A 17,438-nucleotide genomic window follows, 5' to 3' on the forward strand; every position below is an offset into this window, starting at 1 on the left:
ACACCTCCGTTGCCCGATGCGGCATAGGCGTAGACTTGGGCCTTGCAGATTGCCCCGCGAGGCCGACTGGCCTATAGGCGTTCGAACAGACGCGGTGCGGACGAGCGCCGCATTCCCGCTTCGCAATTCGGAGGAACGGACGTGGCGCAGGACAAACAGCCGGTTAGCAAGGTGACGGTCGAGAAGCGGATCGACGGGAAGTATTTTTTCGCGCTCACCTTCCGCGGCGTCACCTATCCCGTGAAAGGGCCGTTCGCCAATCCGATGCAGGCAGCCGCCGCAGGACAGGCGACGCTCAAGGCGCTTGAAGCGCGGGCCGGCGGGCCCTCCAGGGCGTGAAGCCGGCGCCCTCGCCTTCCCCCCATTGGCACTGTCATATTTTTCAGATGCGCATGCCGTAAAGGCATGCGACAAAGGCCGGCTTGGACGTGCGGTGCGCCCGGGCTCGCTTGCGCAACTTCCGCAAACGCAACGGTTCCTGCGTTCGAAGCTGCGTCGAAACAAAGGGATGGGGTGTTTCCGCGCTTCGATGAAAAGCGGACGTCCCCCAAAAGATGCGGAACGGCAGCATGGCGCGTGACTCCACCTCCTTCTCTTTCGTCGCCTCGACGGCGCCTGAAGCGCAGGAAGCGCGCAACGAGCTGATCGCCATCTATGGCAATGCCGACCCCGAAGAGGCCGATGTCATCGTGGCGCTTGGCGGCGATGGCTTCATGTTGCAGACGCTGCACACGACGATGAACACCGGCAAGCGGGTTTACGGCATGAACCGCGGCTCCATCGGCTTTCTGATGAACCGCTATGATACGAAGGATTTGCCGGCGCGCATCGAGGGGGCGGTGGAAAATGCCTTCCGGCCACTGGAAATGGTGACGAGCGATGCCAGCGGCCTGGAGCGCCGCGCGCTGGCGATCAACGAGGTCTATCTGTTCCGCCAGTCCTACCAGGCGGCAAAGCTGCGGGTGAGCGTCGATGACCGGGTGCGGCTGGAGGAATTGATCTGCGACGGCCTGCTGCTCGCGACGCCGGCTGGCTCGACGGCCTATAATCTGTCCGCCCATGGCCCGATCCTGCCGCTGGAGGCGCCGTTGCTGGCCCTCACCCCCGTCAGCGCCTTCCGCCCCCGGCGCTGGCGCGGCGCGCTGCTGCCGAACAAGGTGACGGTGACGATCGAGGTGCTGGAAGCGGAAAAACGGCCGGTCAACGCGGTGGCCGACAATACCGAGGTCAAATCCGTCACCGCGGTGCGTATCGCCGAATCGGCCAGCCTTTCAGCGCTCATCCTGTCCGACCCCGATCATTCGTGGTCCGACCGGATTCTTGCCGAACAATTCGATTACTGAGACTGCTACCCCAACCCGGGACAGGAGTTTTGCCATGCACCGGCACACACTTGCCGCCGTCCTTGCCCTGTTTTTCATCCCTGCAGCGCCCGCCTGGGCCGAAGGCGAGCCGCCGGTGTCGGAGACCGTCACCTTTGTGGTGAGCACCGGCTTCTGGGAAGAACCGCTCGACGATGCGGCGGCAGAAGGCGCCGGGACTGCCAAGCCGGAGACCGCCGAAACGGCGCAGCCGGCCGCCATGCGGCGGGGATACTACAAGCTTGTCGCCGTGCGCCAGCCGGACGGCACAGCGCAGATCCACCTCCAGCAGATCGAGGCGACCGCCGCCGGCCCGAAAATCGCCTCCTCGACCGTGCTCGAAGAGTTTTCGGCGATGAAGCCCTATGTCACGGATATCCGACCGGAAAACTCATCGGGCATCACCGCGCAGCCGGGCCTCTTCGCGACGGTTTACCTGAAGACCGACCCGAAGGCCGCCGAGCCGGAAAGCTGGACGGTGCTGATCGATGATCTCGGCGAGATCAAGGTCGAGCGCGCCACCAATTGAAAACGGGCGCCGAAGCGCCCGTTCCGAAATTCAGGGATTTGCAGTCTTCAGTTCAGATCGTCCGTCACCGCATCGGCGCCGCCGTTGACGCGGTGGGCGAGTGCTGCTTCCATGAACTCGTTGAGTTCGCCGTCAAGAACATCGGACGGCGCCGTGCTTTCGACGCCGGTGCGCAGGTCCTTGACCAGCTGGTAGGGCTGCAGCACGTAGGAGCGGATCTGGTGGCCCCAACCGATATCCGACTTGGAGGCGGCTTCGGCATTGGCAGCCTCTTCGCGCTTCTTCAGTTCGGCTTCGTAGAGGCGGGCGCGCAGCATGTCCCACGCCTTGGCGCGGTTCTTGTGCTGCGAGCGCTCCTGCTGGCAGGCGACGACGATACCGGACGGGATGTGCGTGATGCGCACGGCCGAATCGGTCGTGTTGACGTGCTGGCCGCCGGCGCCCGACGAACGGTAGGTGTCGATGCGGCAATCGCTCTCGTTGATCTCGATGTTGATCGAGTCGTCGATGACCGGGTAGACCCAGATCGACGAGAACGAGGTGTGGCGGCGCGCATTGCTATCATAGGGCGAGATGCGGACGAGGCGGTGCACGCCCGATTCCGTCTTCAGCCAGCCATAGGCATTGTGGCCCTTGACGAGCAGGGTCGCGGACTTGATGCCCGCTTCTTCGCCGTCATGGATTTCCAGCAGCTCCACCTTGTAGCCCGAACGCTCGGCCCAGCGCGTGTACATGCGCAAAAGCATGTTCGCCCAGTCCTGGCTTTCCGTGCCGCCGGCACCGGAATGCACTTCGAGATAGGTGTCGTTGCCGTCGGCCTCGCCGGACAGCATGGCCTCGACCTGCTTGCGGGCAGCCTCCGTGCGAACGGCCTTCAGGGCGTCTTCGGCTTCCTTGACGATCGACGCATCGCCCTCTTCCTCACCGAGTTCGATGAGTTCGATATTGTCCTTGAGCTGCTGCTCGATGGCCTTCACGCCGTTGATGCCCTCATCCAGCTGCTGGCGCTCGCGCATCAGCTTCTGGGCTTCCTGGGCATCGTTCCAGAGGTTGGGATCCTCTGCCTTGTTGTTCAACCAGTCCAGTCGTCTTACCGCCTGATCCCAGTCAAAGATGCCTCCTCAGCAGGCTTATGGCCTGCTTGATTTCGTCGACAATATTCTCGATTTCCGCGCGCATATCCGCTTTCTTCGATGCTTTGGTTTCGGTGGCCCCGAAATAGAGAGGGCGGGCGCGGATGTAAAGCCCCGCGCCCGCCCTCGAACTGGATCATCCCTGGATCAGAACAGGCCGCCGCTGCCGCCGGTGACCGCCTGGTTCGCCTGTGGCGAGCTCTTCAGGATCTCTTCAGGGCTGGCGAATTCCTCGCCGCCGATGACGGAGAAGACGTCGGCCGGGCCGGTGCCGGGCTTGAAGGCTTCCATGATCGTGTCCGGATCGCCTTCATTCGCCTGCATGCCGGTCTTGCGGTTGACGGCGATGAACTGCATGCCCTCAGGCACGATGAACTTCGTCGGCCTGGTGCCGTCCAGCGCGGCCTGCATGAATTCGTTGAAGATCGGCGCGGAAAGCGAGCCACCGGTCGCGCCGCGGCCGAGCGGCGCCGGGCTGTCGAAGCCGATATAGAGACCGGCGACGAGATCCGGCGTGTAGCCGACGAACCAGGCGTCCTTCTCGTCGTTGGTCGTGCCGGTCTTGCCGGCCGTCGGGCGATCGAGCTTGATCTTGCCGGCGGCGGTGCCGCGCGTGACGACGCCTTCCATCATCGAGGTGATCTGGTAGGCGGTCATCGGGTCGAGCACCTGCTCGCGGTTGTCGACCAGCGTCGGCTCGTCCTGGTTTTCCCAGTCGTTGGCGTTGCAGTTCTCGCAGGTGCGCTCTTCATGACGGAAGATCGTCTTGCCGTAGCGGTCCTGGATGCGGTCGATCAGCGAAGGCTTGATCTGCTTGCCGCCATTGGCGAGCACGGCATAGGCGGAGACCATGCGCAGCACGGTCGTCTCGCCGGAACCGAGCGACATGGCGAGCACCGGCAGCATCTTGTCATAGATGCCGAAGCGTTCGGCATATTCGGCGACGAGGTTCATGCCCATGTCGTTGGCAAGGCGCACCGTCATCAGGTTGCGCGAGCGCTCGATGCCGAGACGCAGCGTCGACGGACCAGCGGAACCGCCGCCGTAGTTCTGCGGGCGCCAGACCTGGCCGCCGGCGACGATCTCGATCGGCGCGTCCATGATGACGGATGCCGGCGTATAGCCGTTGTCGAGGGCGGCTGCGTAGACGAAGGGCTTGAAGGACGAACCCGGCTGGCGCATCGCCTGCGTCGCGCGGTTGAATTCCGACTGACCATAGGAGAAGCCGCCGACCATGGCGAGCACGCGGCCGGTATGCGGGTCCATGGCGACGAGACCGCCCTGCACCTTCGGCGGCTGGCGCAGGCGGTAGGTGCCGCCTTCCATCGGTTCGACATAGACGACGTCGCCAGCGGTGAAGACGCCGGCCGGCGATTTCGCCGTCTTGCGGTCACCCTTGGCCGACCGATAGGCCCATTTCATGTTCTCGGCCTCGATACGACCGGTCACGCGTTCCTCGACGACCTTGCCGGAGGCTTCCTTGCTCGGCTGCAGGCCGATATCGGCGCCGCCGTCATCGGCGGAAAGCACCACGGCGAGCTTCCATTCCGGCACGTCGGAGAATGCGGCGATCTTGGCGAGTTCCACGCCCCAGTCGCCACCAGCCTCGATCGTCTTGATCGGGCCGTGGAAGCCGCGGCGCTCGTCATAGCTGAGCAGACCCTTCTGGAGCGTCTTGCGGGCGGCAACCTGGATGCGCGGGTCGAGAGAGGTACGGACCGACAGGCCGCCTTCATAGAGCGCGTTGTCGCCGTAGCGTTCGATGATCTGCCGGCGGACCTCTTCGGAGAAATATTCCGAGGCGAACAGATAGGAGCCGCGGTGGCGCGGCGTTACGCCGAGCGGCTGGGTTTTCGCTTCCGCACCGTCGCTCTGGGTGACGTAGCCGTTCTCGACCATGCGGTCGATGACCCAGTTGCGGCGCTCGATGGCGGCCTCGGTGCGGCGGAAAGGATGATAGTTCGAGGGGCCTTTCGGCAGCGCGGCAAGATAGGCGGTCTCGGCGACCGTCAGCTCGGTGACGGACTTGTCGAAATAGGTGAGCGCCGCGCCGGCGATGCCGTAGGAATTCAGGCCGAAGAAGATCTCGTTGAGATAGAGTTCGAGAATGCGGTCCTTCGAATAGGCCTGCTCGATGCGGAAGGAAAGGATCGCTTCCTTGACCTTGCGGTCGATCGTCTGGTCGGACGAAAGCAGGAAGTTCTTGGCGACCTGCTGGGTGATGGTCGATGCACCCACCGGACGGCGGCCGGAGCCCATGTTCTGCACGTTGACCACGATGGCGCGGAACAGGCCCGTCACGTCGACGCCGGGATGCTGATAAAAGTTCTTGTCTTCCGCCGAGAGGAAGGCGGCCTTCACGCGATCCGGGATCGCCTGGATCGGCAGGTAGAGGCGCCGCTCGCGGGCATATTCGGCCATCAGCGCGCCGTTGCCGGCATGCATGCGCGTCGTCACCGGCGGCGCGTAGCTGTTCAAGACCTCATAATCGGGAAGATCCTTGGTGACACTTCCGAGATAGAGCGCAACCGCGCCCGCCACGCCGAGAAAGAACACGGCGCCAATCCCGAAGAAATATCCAATCAGTCTGATCATGAGCCAGTTACCGATGCCTTATGTCTTATAATTTCATCAGGCAGACCCGCTGCCCGGCCTTGCGCCACCGCAACGCAATGCGCCACGGCACCTCTCCGATAGAAGACGAGTCGCCCCCATTTTCTCGCTTCCGTCTAGCGATCGGAATGTGAGGAAAATAGGGCTTACAGCATGCATACGGCCTTCACCACCACACAATGGCGGCGGCTGTCACTTTTCCGGCACAGCAAGACTAGCACGTTCGCGGGCTGCGCGCCGCTTCTATCGTCCGAGACGCTTAACCGCCATTCGCGACGACGGTCGAGCGATACTGTTCGACGGCCTTGGCGACGAGGCCGGCCACCTTCTTCTGCCAGGCCGGGTCGATCAGCAATTGCTCGTCGTCCTTGTTCGACATGAAGCCGAGCTCGAGCAGGATCGACGGCACGTCCGGCGCGGTCAGAACACGGAAGCCGGCGTGCCGATGGGGATTGTTGATCAGCATCACCTCATTCTTGAAGGTGCTGACGATGCTCTGGGCAAGATTGATCGAGAAGGCCTGCGTCTCGCGCCGCGTCAGGTCGAGCAGGATGTCAGCCACTTCGGCCGGCTCGTCGACGAAGGAAATGCCGGCGATCTGGTCGGAGAGGTTTTCACGTTCGGCAAGGCTCGCGGCGAGGCTGTCGGAGGCCTTGTCGGAAATGGTGTAGACCGTCGCCCCGCGCGTATCCTTCTGTTTCAAGGTATCGGCGTGAATGGAGATCAACAGGTTCGCGCCCTCGCTGCGGGCCAATTGCACGCGCTGCGACAGCGATAGGAACTCATCCTTTTGGCGCGTCAGGAAGGCGCGCGTGTCGGGCAATTTGTTCAAGGCATCGGCAAGCTGCTGGGCGAAGGCGAGCGTGACGTGCTTCTCCTCCGTCTTGGTCACGCCACCGCGCGCGCCATTGTCGATCCCGCCGTGACCGGCATCGACGGCAATGACGAAGGGGCCGTCCGCCCGGCTGCCGGGCAGCATGACAGGCGTCTGCCCGGTGCTGGCCGGAACGGACGCCTCTTGCCAGCTCTGCTTTTCCATCTGGCCCTGGAAGACCTGGTCGGTGACGATCGCCGCATCGATGACGAGCCGGTAGCTTGTAGCCCCCTGCTCTTCCTGCACCTCGGCAAGGACAACGCCGACGGGACGCGATGCGGTCAACACGATGCGCGAGCGGCCGGCGGCCATGGTGCCGTAGCGGATCTCGGAAAAGATGCCGCGCGCTTCCAGGTCTTCGGCCTTGATGCCGAAATCGGTTTCCGGCAGGTCGATCAGAACGCGATAGGGATTGGCGACGTAGTGGACCTTGAATTCGGGTTTGCGATCGAAATCGATGATCAGCCGGGTGCGGGCATCGTCACCGGCGATGCGGGCGGAGAAGGCGAGCAACGGTGCGGCCGACGCGGATACGGCTAAGGCCGGCGTGACGATCGCAATCGAGAGCACGGCGGCGATCGCGACGGTGACGGCGCGGAGAAAATATTCGGTCAGGAGGCGTAGCTCTACCACTGGCAGTCCGTTCAAACGCGTGGAACCCGCGCAATGCGGTGCAGAACAAGCCTCATAGATGCCCTCATAGGGTTAACCAAAGCTTGCAATCTCGTGCATCCGCCGCGAAGACGCAGGCATAGCGGCAAATCGATCAAGATTATGACGCTTTTGGCTTTTCCCTTGCCATTGTGACATATCCGCCATAAAAGCAAAATCAGGGATAAAGCTTAGACGGGATAGAATCGCTTTGAGCAGGCAGCCACCCTTCGGGACTTGGCGCCGAACCGGGCCTTCATCCTCCGTCATACCTCTTTTTCCCGTCCGAACAGATCGCGTAAACCGGCGGTGGCCGGAACAGTCAAGGTGGATTTCCACCAACCGCCCTTCCCCAAGGGCAATTTCATCGGACCTTAAAGGTCTATGGCACTGGCATTCTCGTTGGACGTTGATGTTGTCACAGCGGCTTTTTTCAGAGGGTAACAGGCACCGGGACGCTCGCGTACCGACCGCCCTCCGTCCGCTTACTCCTCACCGGGGCCTAACGGGAACTTACATATTCGGCGCATCCCTCTCCTCCCCCGGCACTTCCTTCACAGGAAACAGCTCGCCGCCAGGATTGTGTGTGCGCCGAGGAGCACAATCTACATGGCAGAGAAAATGCTTATCGACGCGTCTCACGCTGAGGAGACGCGCGTCGTTGTCGTACGCGGAAACCGCATAGAAGAATTCGACTTCGAATCCGAACACAAGAAGCAGATCCGCGGCAATATCTACCTTGCCAAGGTCACGCGCGTTGAACCGTCGCTTCAGGCGGCATTCGTTGATTATGGCGGCAACCGCCACGGCTTCCTGGCCTTCGCCGAAATCCACCCGGATTATTACCAGATTCCGCTTGCCGATCGTCAGGCGCTCCTGAGGGCCGAGGCCGAAGAGCACCGCCGCGACGACGAGATCGAGCAGATCGAGACCGGAACCGACCTCTCCGACGACAGCGAGCCGACGGTGGAAGCCGTTGCAACTGCCGTCGAAGAGGCGCCGGCAGTCGAAGCCGCACCGGAGGCTGAGGCCGAAGTCGTCGAGGCGGCCGCCGCTCTCGCCGAAGAAGCCCCCGCCGAAAAGCCCAAGAAGCCGCGCCGCACGCGCAAGGCGAAGGCAAAGACCGAGGATGCGCCGGCAGAAGAAGAGGCCGCCGCTCCCGCTGAGACCAGCGACGACGAAACGCCCGGTGGCGCGATGGCCATGGCCGTCGATACCGACGAAATCTCCGAGCCGAGCGAGCGCAAGCGCGGCCGCCGTCGCCGCGATGACGACGACGATGATGACGATCATCACGGCGAAGAAAAGGAAGTCATCGAATCCGTCGGCGCCGAAGACGCCATGGAAGAGGTGCCGGATCGCGTGAGCCGCAAGCCGCGCAAGCAGTACCGCATCCAGGAAGTCATCAAGCGCCGGCAGATCCTGCTCGTGCAGGTCGCCAAGGAAGAGCGCGGCAACAAGGGTGCAGCGCTCACCACCTATCTGTCGCTTGCCGGCCGCTACTCGGTTCTCATGCCGAACACGGCGCGTGGCGGCGGCATTTCCCGCAAGATCACCGCACTTCAGGACCGCAAGCGCCTGAAGGAAATCGCCCGCAGCCTCGAAGTTCCGCAGGGCATGGGCGTCATCCTGCGCACGGCCGGCGCCAACCGCACCAAGGTCGAGGTCAAGCGCGACTTCGAATACCTGATGCGCCTGTGGGAGAACGTCCGCACGCTGACGCTCGCCTCCACCGCGCCCTGCCTCGTCTACGAGGAAGGCTCGCTCATCAAGCGCTCGATCCGCGACCTTTATAACAAGGATATCAGCGAGATCGTCGTTGCCGGCGAGGAAGGCTATCGCGAAGCCAAGGGCTTCATGAAGATGCTGATGCCGAGCCACGCGAAGGTCGTCCAGCCTTACCGCGACGTGCATCCGATCTTCTCGCGCTCGGGCATCGAAGCCCAGCTCGACCGCATGCTGCAGCCGCAGGTGACGCTGAAGTCCGGTGGCTACATCATCATCAACCAGACCGAGGCGCTCGTCTCGATCGACGTCAACTCGGGCCGCTCGACGCGCGAACACTCCATCGAGGAGACCGCGCTCCAGACGAACCTGGAAGCCGCCGAAGAAGTGGCGCGCCAGCTTCGCCTGCGCGACCTTGCCGGCCTTGTCGTCATCGACTTCATCGACATGGAGGAGAAGCGCAACAACCGCTCCGTCGAGAAGCGCCTGAAGGATCACCTCAAGAACGACCGCGCACGCATCCAGGTCGGCCGCATCTCGCATTTCGGCCTGCTCGAAATGTCGCGCCAGCGCATCCGCGCATCCGTTCTCGAATCGACCATGCAGACCTGCCCGCACTGCAACGGCACGGGCCATGTTCGCTCGCAGTCGTCGGTGGCCCTGCATGTGCTGCGCGGCATCGAGGAATATCTCCTCAAGAACACGACGCACAACATCGCAGTCCGCACGACGCCGGATATCGCGCTCTACCTGCTCAACCACAAGCGTGGCACGATCATCGATTACGAGACCCGCTTCGGCGTCCAGATCATCATCGAGGCTGACGCGCATGTCGGCGCGCAGCACTTTGCGATCGACCGTGGCGAGGCCGTCGAAAACCCGGTGAAGATCGAGCAGATCCTGCATTTCGAGCCGGAACCCGAAGACGACGACATCGTCATCGAGGACGAGATCGACGAGGAAGAAGAAGAGGAAGCACGTCCGGCTGCCGCTACTGCACCGGCTGCCCAGTCCTCTTCGTCGGCCGCTGCCGACGAGAACAACCGCAAGCGCAAGCGCCGTCGTCGCCGTCGCGGTCGTCGTGACGGGGCCGAAGGCACCGATACCGCATCCTTCGGCGGCGAACAGGCCGGCGACGAGGATGACCTCGATGACGACGAGGCCGATGGCGAAGGCGAAGAGGCTGCGGATGCAGCGCAGGCCCCCGCCGAGGAAACCGCCGAGCAGCGTCGCAAGCGCCGCCGCCGTGGCAAGCGTGGCGGTCGTCGCAACCGTCCCGAGGACGGCGCGCTCGAAGCCGGTGCTGAAGGCACGGACGGCGATGATGCCGAAGGCGATACGGACGAAGCCGATGCGGGCGCGGTAGAGACCGTCGAAGTGGACGTCGCCGAGGTTGCTGTCGTTGCAGAGGAAGCGCCGGTTGAGGCCGTGGCCGAAGAGGCGCCGGCCAAGCCGAAGCGCGCTCGCCGCAGCCGTGCCAAGGCCGCGGAAGAAGCCGTCGTCGACGATGCTGCCCGCAGCGAAATCGAAGCGCAGCCGGCAGCGGCTACGGTCGAGGCCGCCATTGAGGAAGCAACGCCGGCAGAACCGGAAGTCGTGACGGCATCGGCCGATCTCGAAGAGCCGGCCAAGCCTGCCCGCGCCAACCGCGACCTGTCCAAGATCGCCTCCGAGCCCGTGGTGAAATCCTCCACGACGAAGGAAGCCGCACCGGAAGACGACGCGGACAAGCCCAAGAAGGGCGGCTGGTGGCAGCGCCGCGGCTTCTTCTAAGAAGCACAGATCCCTGAAACATCCGAAGGCCCGGCATCGTCCGGGCCTTTTTCTTGGTTGGCAGGAAACGGGTGGCTCACCGATTGCCCTTCTGCGACACCCGCGGTCGTCAGAAACCAGCAAGGGAGACACCCATGACCCGTCTTACCAACAAGGTCGCCATCATCACCGGCGCAAGCTCCGGCATCGGCCGCGCCGCTGCACTTCTCTTTGCCCGGCAGGGTGCCAAGATCGTGCTTTCGGCGCGCGGGGAGAAGCGGCTTGAGGCCGTCGCCGGTGAAATCCGCGCGGCCGGCGGCGCGGCTGTCGCCGTCGCGGGCGATGTCAGCGAAGAGGCACATCACCAGGCGCTGGTCGAGGCCGCGACGGCCGAATTCGGCGGCGTCGATATTGCCTTCAACAATGCCGGCACCACGGGACCTGTCGGCCCCTTGCCCGCGCTTTCGATAGCGGATTGGCAAAGCGTGCTCGACGTCAACCTGACCAGCGGCTTTCTCGCCGCCAAGTACCAGCTGCCGGCCCTCGAAGCCCGCGGCGGTGGCGCACTCGTCTTCACCTCCACCTTCGTCGGCTATACGGCGGGCTTTCCGGGGCTGGCTGCCTATGCCGCGTCGAAGTCCGGCCTGGTCGGCCTCGTGCAGGTGCTCGCCTCCGAATACGGTCCGAAGGGCATTCGGGTGAATGCGTTGCTGCCGGGTGCTACCGATACGCCGATGGGACGGGATGTCGCCAACACGCCGGAAGCGCGCCAGTTCGTTGCCAGGCTCAATGCCTTCAAGCGGATCGCCGAGCCGGAGGAGATTGCCGAAGCGGCGCTCTTTCTCTGCTCGGACGCCTCCAGCTTCACAACCGGCACGGCCATGCTCGTGGACGGCGGCGTCTCGATCAACCGCGTCTGAGAAACCGAGTCAGATGCCTGCGGGATTGATTCCGCTTCCGGCCGCAAGGCTTTGAAACGGAATCGCTTTCAGGATCAGGCGAGCCAGCGTGCGAGGCGGTCGACCGCCTCGCTCATCTCGTCGAAGGAACCGGCATAGGAGAAGCGCATCGTGTGGTGGCCGTCCTTCGGATCGAAGTCGATGCCCGGCGTGGCCGCGACATCGGTCTCGGCCAGCATGCGGCGGGCGAAGGCCATGCTGTCATTGGTGAAGCGGCTGACATCGACATACGCGTAGAAGGCGCCATCCATCGGCGAGGCGATGGAGAAGCCAAGCTCCGGCAGGCGCTTGACGAGGAAGTCGCGGTTCACGCGGTAGGCGTCGCGGTAGACGTTCAACTCCGCCTCCGCGCCAAGGGCGGCTTCGGCCGCGATCTGCGACAGTTCCGGCGCGGAAATGTAGAGGCTCTGGGCAATACACTCCACCGGCCGCACAAGCGCCTCCGGCAGCACCATCCAGCCGATGCGCCATCCGGTCATGCAATAATATTTCGAGAACGAATTGATGATGACGGCCTCGTTGCCGAACTCCAGCGCCGTCGCCTCTTCGCCGACGAAGGTGAGGCCGTGGTAGATCTCATCCGAGATGAAGGCGATGCCGTTGTCCCGGCAATAGGCCGAGAGCGCCGCGAGATTGGCACGGCCGGTCACGGTGCCGGTCGGGTTGGCGGGGCTTGCGAGCAGCACGCCATCGATGCGTCCGGCGGCCTGCAGTGCCTCCGGCGTCAGCGTGAAGCCGTTTTCGGCACTGACCTCGATTTCCACCGTCTCGATGCCAAGCGCCGCCAGGATGTTGCGGTAGGCCGGGTAACCCGGGCGGGCGATGGCGACGCGGTCGCCGGCATCGAACAGCGCGAGGAAGGCGAGGTTGAAGCCGGCCGAGGAGCCCGTCGTGATGGCGATACGGCCGGGATCGACGGACACGCCGTGATGGTTTCGGTAAAAATCCGCAATGGCGAGGCGAAGCGACAGCAGGCCGAGCGCATCCGTATAGCCGATGCGGCCGATCTCCAGCGCCTTGCGCGCGGCCTCGCGGGCAGCTTCCGGCGCCGGGTGTACCGGCTGGCCGACGGCCATGGAAATCACCGGCCGGCCGGCGGCGCGCTGCTTCGTCGCCTCGGCGAGCACGTCCATGGCGTGAAAGGGTTCGACGGCGCCGCGCCTGGAGAGTTTCATGAGCTTCCGTTCCGTTTCGAAGTCGTCGTCTGTGTGCCGCAAGATGCCGGTCTTCACAATCCTGCGAGGGCCGAAAATCCGCCGCTTTTACCCTATCGTTTGCGCGCGGGCGACCATAGAGTCGTTGAAAGCACCCGCGTCCGCATTGACGCGCGGGTGCCGCCAATGGCACTTCAGCGGCGCATCACGACGAGGACAGGACAGACATGACATTCAAGACGAAGCTTGCGGCCACCATCGCTCTCACACTCGCGGTCGCAGCGCCTCTCCCGGCCCTCGCCCTCGACGACGCGCAGAAGAAGGAAATCGGCGACTTCATTAAAGAGTATCTCGTCGAGAACCCGGAAATCCTGGTCGAAGTCCAGGAAGCCTTGCAGAAGAAGCAGGAAGCGCAGCAGCAGGCCAAGGCGCAAAGCGCGATCACCGACAACGAGAAGGCCATCTTCTCCTCGCCCTACGATATCGCGCTCGGCAATCCGAAGGGCGATGTGACGATCGTCGAGTTCTTCGATTACAATTGCGGCTACTGCAAGCGCGCGCTCTCCGACATGGACGACATCCTGAAGGAGGACAAGAACCTCCGCTTCGTGCTGAAGGAACTGCCGATCCTCGGCCCCGATTCGCTCGCCGCCCACAAGGTAAGTGCGGCCGTGCGTGATCTTTCGCCGGAGAAGTACGGCGAATTCCACCGCACGCTTTTAGGCGGGGAAGGCCGCGCGACGGAGGAAAGCGCCATTGCACTTGCCGCCAGCATGGGCCTTGCCGAAGCCGACATCCGCAAGACCATGGCCGACAAGCCGCACGACGACGCCGTGCGCGAAGCCTATTCGCTGGCCAACGACCTCGGCATCACCGGCACGCCCTCCTATGTCCTCGGCCAGGAGATGATCTTCGGCGCCGTCGGTGCAGACGATCTGCGCGAAAAAATCGCCAATGTGCGCGCCTGCGGCAAGGCGACCTGCTGAGAACGGCCACCGTCCTGCCATGCTGACCGTGTTCAGCCTGCGCTGCTTGTGGACATCGCCCCTTTCGACCGGGAAAGCCCCTGCCCTTGGGGCTTTCCCTGCGGGAACCGCCGGTCTATAGGTAATCCTCTATCCAGCATGCGGAATTACGAATGGCTTCACCCCTTTTTGTGCTCAACGGCCCCAACCTGAATGCACTCGGCAAGCGCGAGCCCGGTATCTATGGCGGCCAGACGCTCGCCGATATCGAGGCGCTCTGCAAGGCCGAGGGCGAAAAGCTGGGTTTCGCCGTCGATTTCCGCCAATCCAACCATGAAGGCGACCTGGTCGACTGGATCCACGAGGCTGGCGACACCGCCGTCGGCATCGCCATCAACGCCGGCGCCTACACCCACACCTCGATCGCCCTGCATGACGCCATTCGCGCCATCAAAATCCCGGTGGTCGAACTACACCTTTCCAACGTGCATGCCCGCGAGGAATTCCGCCACAAGTCGATGATCGCGCCCGCCGTAAAGGGCGTCATCTGCGGTTTTGGCGCGCAGAGTTATATCCTTGCGCTCCATGCGCTCTCGTCCATCACGACATAAGAAAAACCAGAGGCTCACTTCCATGGCTGACAAGAAACACGGCATCGATCAGGGTCTGATCCGCGATCTCGCCAACATTCTCAACGAGACCGACCTGACCGAGATCGAAGTGGAGCAGGACGACTTGCGCATCCGCGTCTCGCGCGCCGGCACGCCGCAATACGTCCAGGCCCCGATCGCAGCGCCGGCCTACGCCGCACCGGCAGCGGTTGCCGCCACCGCTGCGGTCGCTGCAGCGCCGGCCGATGCCCGCAACAACAAGAATGCCGTCACGGCCCCGATGGTCGGCACGGCCTACCTTTCGCCGGCTCCCGGTGCGCGCGCCTTCATCGAAGTCGGCGCGACGGTCAAGGAAGGCCAGACCATCCTCATCATCGAAGCCATGAAGACGATGAACCAGATCCCGGCGCCGCGCTCGGGCAAGGTCACCGAAATCCTCGTGCAGGATGCAAGCCCGGTCGAATATGGCGAACCGCTGATCGTCATCGAATAAGGCGGCCCCCATGATCTCCAAAGTCCTCATTGCCAACCGCGGCGAAATCGCCCTTCGGGTTCTTCGGGCCTGCAAGGAGCTGGGCATCGCCACGGTTGCCGTGCATTCGACGGCGGATGCCGACGCGATGCATGTCCGCCTTGCCGACGAAAGCGTGTGCATCGGCCCGCCGCCGTCGCGTGAAAGCTATCTGAACATCCACCAGATCGTCGCCGCCTGCGAGATCACCGGCGCCGACGCCGTGCATCCGGGCTACGGCTTCCTGTCGGAAAATGCCAAGTTCGCCGAAATCCTCGACGCGCACGGCATCACCTTCATCGGCCCGACGGCCGAGCACATCCGCATCATGGGTGACAAGATCACCGCCAAGCAGACGGCACAGGAACTCGGTATCCCCGTCGTTCCGGGTTCCGACGGCGAAGTGAAGCCGGAGAACGCGCTCGAAGTCGCCCGCCAGATCGGCTTCCCTGTGCTCATCAAGGCAACCGCCGGCGGCGGCGGCCGCGGCATGAAGGTCGCCAAGACCGAGGCCGACCTCGACGAGGCCGTCTCGACCGCCCGCGCCGAGGCACTTGCCGCCTTCGGCAACGACGCCGTCTACTTGGAAAAGTATCTCGGCAAGCCGCGCCACATCGAGATCCAGGTTGTCGGCGACGGCATGGGCAATGCGGTGCATCTGGGTGAACGCGACTGCTCGCTGCAGCGCCGTCACCAGAAGGTCTGGGAAGAGGCCAACTCGCCTGCCCTCAATGTCGAACAGCGCATGAAGATCGGCCAGATCTGCGCCGACGCCATGAAGAAGCTGAAATATCGCGGCGCCGGCACGGTCGAGTTCCTCTACGAGAACGGCGAGTTCTATTTCATCGAAATGAACACGCGTCTCCAGGTGGAGCACCCGATCACCGAAGCGATTACCGGCATCGACCTCGTGCACGAGCAGATCCGCGTCGCTTCCGGCGCTGGCCTCTCGGTCGAGCAGGACGACATCGTCTTTTCCGGCCATGCGATCGAGTGCCGCATCAATGCGGAGGACCCGCGCACCTTCGTCCCGTCGCCGGGCACGATCACGCATTTCCACGCACCGGGCGGACTTGGCGTGCGCGTCGATTCGGGCGTCTATCAGGGCTACAAGATCCCGCCCTATTACGACAGCCTGATCGGCAAGCTCATCGTGCACGGCCGCACCCGTGTCGAATGCATGATGCGCCTGCGCCGCGTGCTGGACGAGTTCGTCATCGACGGCATCAAGACGACGCTGCCGCTGTTCCAGGACCTGATCGGCAACCAGGACATCGCCAACGGCGATTATGACATCCATTGGCTGGAGAACTATCTGGCCGACAGCACCGACGCCTAGGGGGCGTCGGTCGATGGCAGGGCGTCGCAGCCGTCACCCGGAAATCACGCCGGAACTGTTGCTGCGCGCCTATTCCATCGGACTTTTCCCAATGGCCGATTCGGCAGACGACCCGGAGCTGTTCTGGGTCGAGCCGGACATGCGGGGCGTCATTCCGCTGGATGATTTTCACGTCTCGCGCAGCCTCGCGAAAACCATCCGCAAAAGCCCCTTCGATATCCGCTTCGACAGTGCCTTCGATGCCGTGCTGGCCGCCTGCGCGGAAGCAGCACCTGACCGCCCCTCCACCTGGATCAACGCAAAGATCAAATCGCTCTACGGCACCCTACACCGCATGGGCCATGCGCATTCGGTCGAGGCCTGGGAGGGCGACCAACTCGTCGGCGGGCTCTACGGGGTTTCGCTGGGAGCCGCGTTCTTCGGCGAAAGCATGTTTTCGCGACGCACGGACGCCTCGAAGATCTGTCTCGTACATCTGGTGGAACGGCTCAAGGACCGCGGCTTCCGCCTGCTCGACACACAGTTCACCACCGAGCACCTGAAAACGTTCGGTGCGATCGACGTGCCGAAGATCGAATACGAGGACATGCTGACCAACGCACTGGCGTCACCGCATTTGCCGTTTTGAAAAGCCCCTCATCCGCCTGCCGGCACCTTCTCCCCGCAAGCGGGGCGAAGGGACGGATGCTGGCTTTTCCCGCAATGGCAACGGCAGAGAAATGGAAAACGCTGCCGCACATCTCCTTCTCCCCGCGTGCGGGGAGAAGGTGGCCGGCAGGCCGGATGAGGGGCAATGCGGCTGGAAAGGCTTACTTGTCTTCCGGCGGCGGGACTTCGGACTTCGCCTTGCACTCGACGAGCCAGACGTCATAGACAGGGTGCTCGACGGCGTTGAGGCCGGGGCTGTCGGCGAACATCCAGCCGGTGAAGATACGGCGGATCTTGCGGTCGAGCGTGATCTCGTCGACCTCGACGAAGGTCGTAACCTTCTGCGTCTCGGTGTCATCGCGGCTGTAACAGACTTTCGGCGTCACCTGCAGCGCGCCAAATTGTACCGTCTCACCGATATAGACGTCGAAATTGGTAATGCGGCCGGTGATCTTGTCGATGCCGGAGAACACCGCAACCGGGTTTTCGATGCGTGCCGCCTTCGCCACCGGCGCCAGTGCGACACTTGCGGCCGCTGCTGCAAGCGCAACGGCGACGAACCGCCGACCGGCGTTTGCCCGTGAAAACCAGACTGTCATTGATTGCCGTCTCC

16 protein-coding genes are annotated in these 17,438 nt (G+C 63.5%); 10 read left to right on the plus strand and 6 right to left on the minus strand.

Features of this window, described 5'->3' with window-relative positions:
- Nucleotides 1–141: 141 nt before the first annotated feature.
- From GR138_RS16105 to GR138_RS16115, 3 genes are all read left to right on the plus strand, one after another.
- On the plus strand, nt 142–339 hold the full coding sequence (locus GR138_RS16105) for a hypothetical protein (protein WP_160860285.1): 198 nt from the start codon (nt 142–144) through the stop codon (nt 337–339).
- A gap of 230 nt (nt 340–569) precedes the next feature.
- Entirely contained in the window at nt 570–1,343 is a 774-nt protein-coding gene (locus GR138_RS16110) for an NAD kinase (protein ID WP_160860286.1), read from the plus strand.
- A gap of 34 nt (nt 1,344–1,377) precedes the next feature.
- On the plus strand, nt 1,378–1,890 hold the full coding sequence (locus GR138_RS16115) for a hypothetical protein (RefSeq protein ID WP_160860287.1): 513 nt from the start codon (nt 1,378–1,380) through the stop codon (nt 1,888–1,890).
- A gap of 47 nt (nt 1,891–1,937) precedes the next feature.
- On the opposite strand, the gene prfB is transcribed toward GR138_RS16115, so the two are convergent.
- The 4 genes from prfB to GR138_RS16135 form a co-directional block, all read right to left on the minus strand.
- A protein-coding gene (gene prfB / locus GR138_RS16120) for a peptide chain release factor 2 (protein WP_160860288.1) occupies nt 1,938–3,069 on the minus strand; the annotation gives its coding sequence in 2 pieces (ribosomal slippage) (nt 1,938–2,999 and nt 3,001–3,069; 1,131 coding nt in all).
- 101 nt (nt 3,070–3,170) lie between these two features.
- Nucleotides 3,171–5,618 carry a penicillin-binding protein 1A gene (locus GR138_RS16125; protein ID WP_160860289.1) on the minus strand — a complete coding sequence of 816 codons (2,448 nt, stop codon included), beginning with the start codon at nt 5,616–5,618 and terminating at the stop codon, nt 3,171–3,173.
- 277 nt (nt 5,619–5,895) lie between these two features.
- Nucleotides 5,896–7,143 (minus strand): N-acetylmuramoyl-L-alanine amidase, encoded by a 1,248-nt coding sequence (locus GR138_RS16130; RefSeq protein ID WP_420853657.1) that lies wholly within the window; start codon nt 7,141–7,143, stop codon nt 5,896–5,898.
- A 72-nt stretch (nt 7,144–7,215) separates the two neighbouring features.
- Complete coding sequence (locus GR138_RS16135) at nt 7,216–7,431, minus strand: hypothetical protein (protein ID WP_160860290.1); 216 nt, start codon at nt 7,429–7,431, stop codon at nt 7,216–7,218.
- 339 nt (nt 7,432–7,770) lie between these two features.
- Between GR138_RS16135 and GR138_RS16140 the strand changes: the two genes are divergently transcribed.
- Nucleotides 7,771–10,659: an Rne/Rng family ribonuclease gene (locus GR138_RS16140; protein ID WP_160860291.1), complete on the plus strand. Its 2,889-nt coding sequence runs from the start codon at nt 7,771–7,773 to the stop codon at nt 10,657–10,659.
- A gap of 134 nt (nt 10,660–10,793) precedes the next feature.
- On the plus strand, nt 10,794–11,558 hold the full coding sequence (locus GR138_RS16145; protein ID WP_160860292.1) for an SDR family oxidoreductase: 765 nt from the start codon (nt 10,794–10,796) through the stop codon (nt 11,556–11,558).
- A gap of 74 nt (nt 11,559–11,632) precedes the next feature.
- Here GR138_RS16145 and GR138_RS16150 read toward each other — a convergent pair whose 3' ends face one another.
- Nucleotides 11,633–12,772 (minus strand): pyridoxal phosphate-dependent aminotransferase, encoded by a 1,140-nt coding sequence (locus tag GR138_RS16150; RefSeq protein WP_160860293.1) that lies wholly within the window; start codon nt 12,770–12,772, stop codon nt 11,633–11,635.
- 206 nt (nt 12,773–12,978) lie between these two features.
- On the opposite strand from GR138_RS16150, the gene GR138_RS16155 reads away from it, so the two are divergent.
- The 5 genes from GR138_RS16155 (at nt 12,979) to aat (ending at nt 16,805) form a co-directional block, all read left to right on the plus strand.
- Nucleotides 12,979–13,737: a DsbA family protein gene (locus GR138_RS16155; protein ID WP_160860294.1), complete on the plus strand. Its 759-nt coding sequence runs from the start codon at nt 12,979–12,981 to the stop codon at nt 13,735–13,737.
- A gap of 152 nt (nt 13,738–13,889) precedes the next feature.
- Nucleotides 13,890–14,327, plus strand: coding sequence for a type II 3-dehydroquinate dehydratase (gene aroQ, locus GR138_RS16160; protein WP_160860295.1), 438 nt, complete (start codon nt 13,890–13,892; stop codon nt 14,325–14,327).
- Nucleotides 14,328–14,349: 22 nt separating this feature from the next.
- Complete coding sequence (gene accB / locus GR138_RS16165; RefSeq protein WP_160860296.1) at nt 14,350–14,820, plus strand: acetyl-CoA carboxylase biotin carboxyl carrier protein; 471 nt, start codon at nt 14,350–14,352, stop codon at nt 14,818–14,820.
- 10 nt (nt 14,821–14,830) lie between these two features.
- Nucleotides 14,831–16,177: an acetyl-CoA carboxylase biotin carboxylase subunit gene (gene accC / locus GR138_RS16170; protein ID WP_160860297.1), complete on the plus strand. Its 1,347-nt coding sequence runs from the start codon at nt 14,831–14,833 to the stop codon at nt 16,175–16,177.
- Between the two features lie 13 nt (nt 16,178–16,190).
- On the plus strand, nt 16,191–16,805 hold the full coding sequence (gene aat, locus GR138_RS16175) for a leucyl/phenylalanyl-tRNA--protein transferase (RefSeq protein ID WP_160860298.1): 615 nt from the start codon (nt 16,191–16,193) through the stop codon (nt 16,803–16,805).
- A gap of 181 nt (nt 16,806–16,986) precedes the next feature.
- Here the strand turns inward: aat and GR138_RS16180 are convergent, their stop codons facing one another.
- The gene (locus GR138_RS16180) at nt 16,987–17,424 is read right to left on the minus strand and encodes a DUF2155 domain-containing protein (RefSeq protein ID WP_160860299.1); all 438 of its coding nucleotides are present in this window, start codon (nt 17,422–17,424) and stop codon (nt 16,987–16,989) included.
- Nucleotides 17,425–17,438 lie beyond the last annotated feature (14 nt).

This window comes from Shinella kummerowiae (assembly GCF_009827055.1).
GTDB lineage: Bacteria > Pseudomonadota > Alphaproteobacteria > Rhizobiales > Rhizobiaceae > Shinella > Shinella kummerowiae.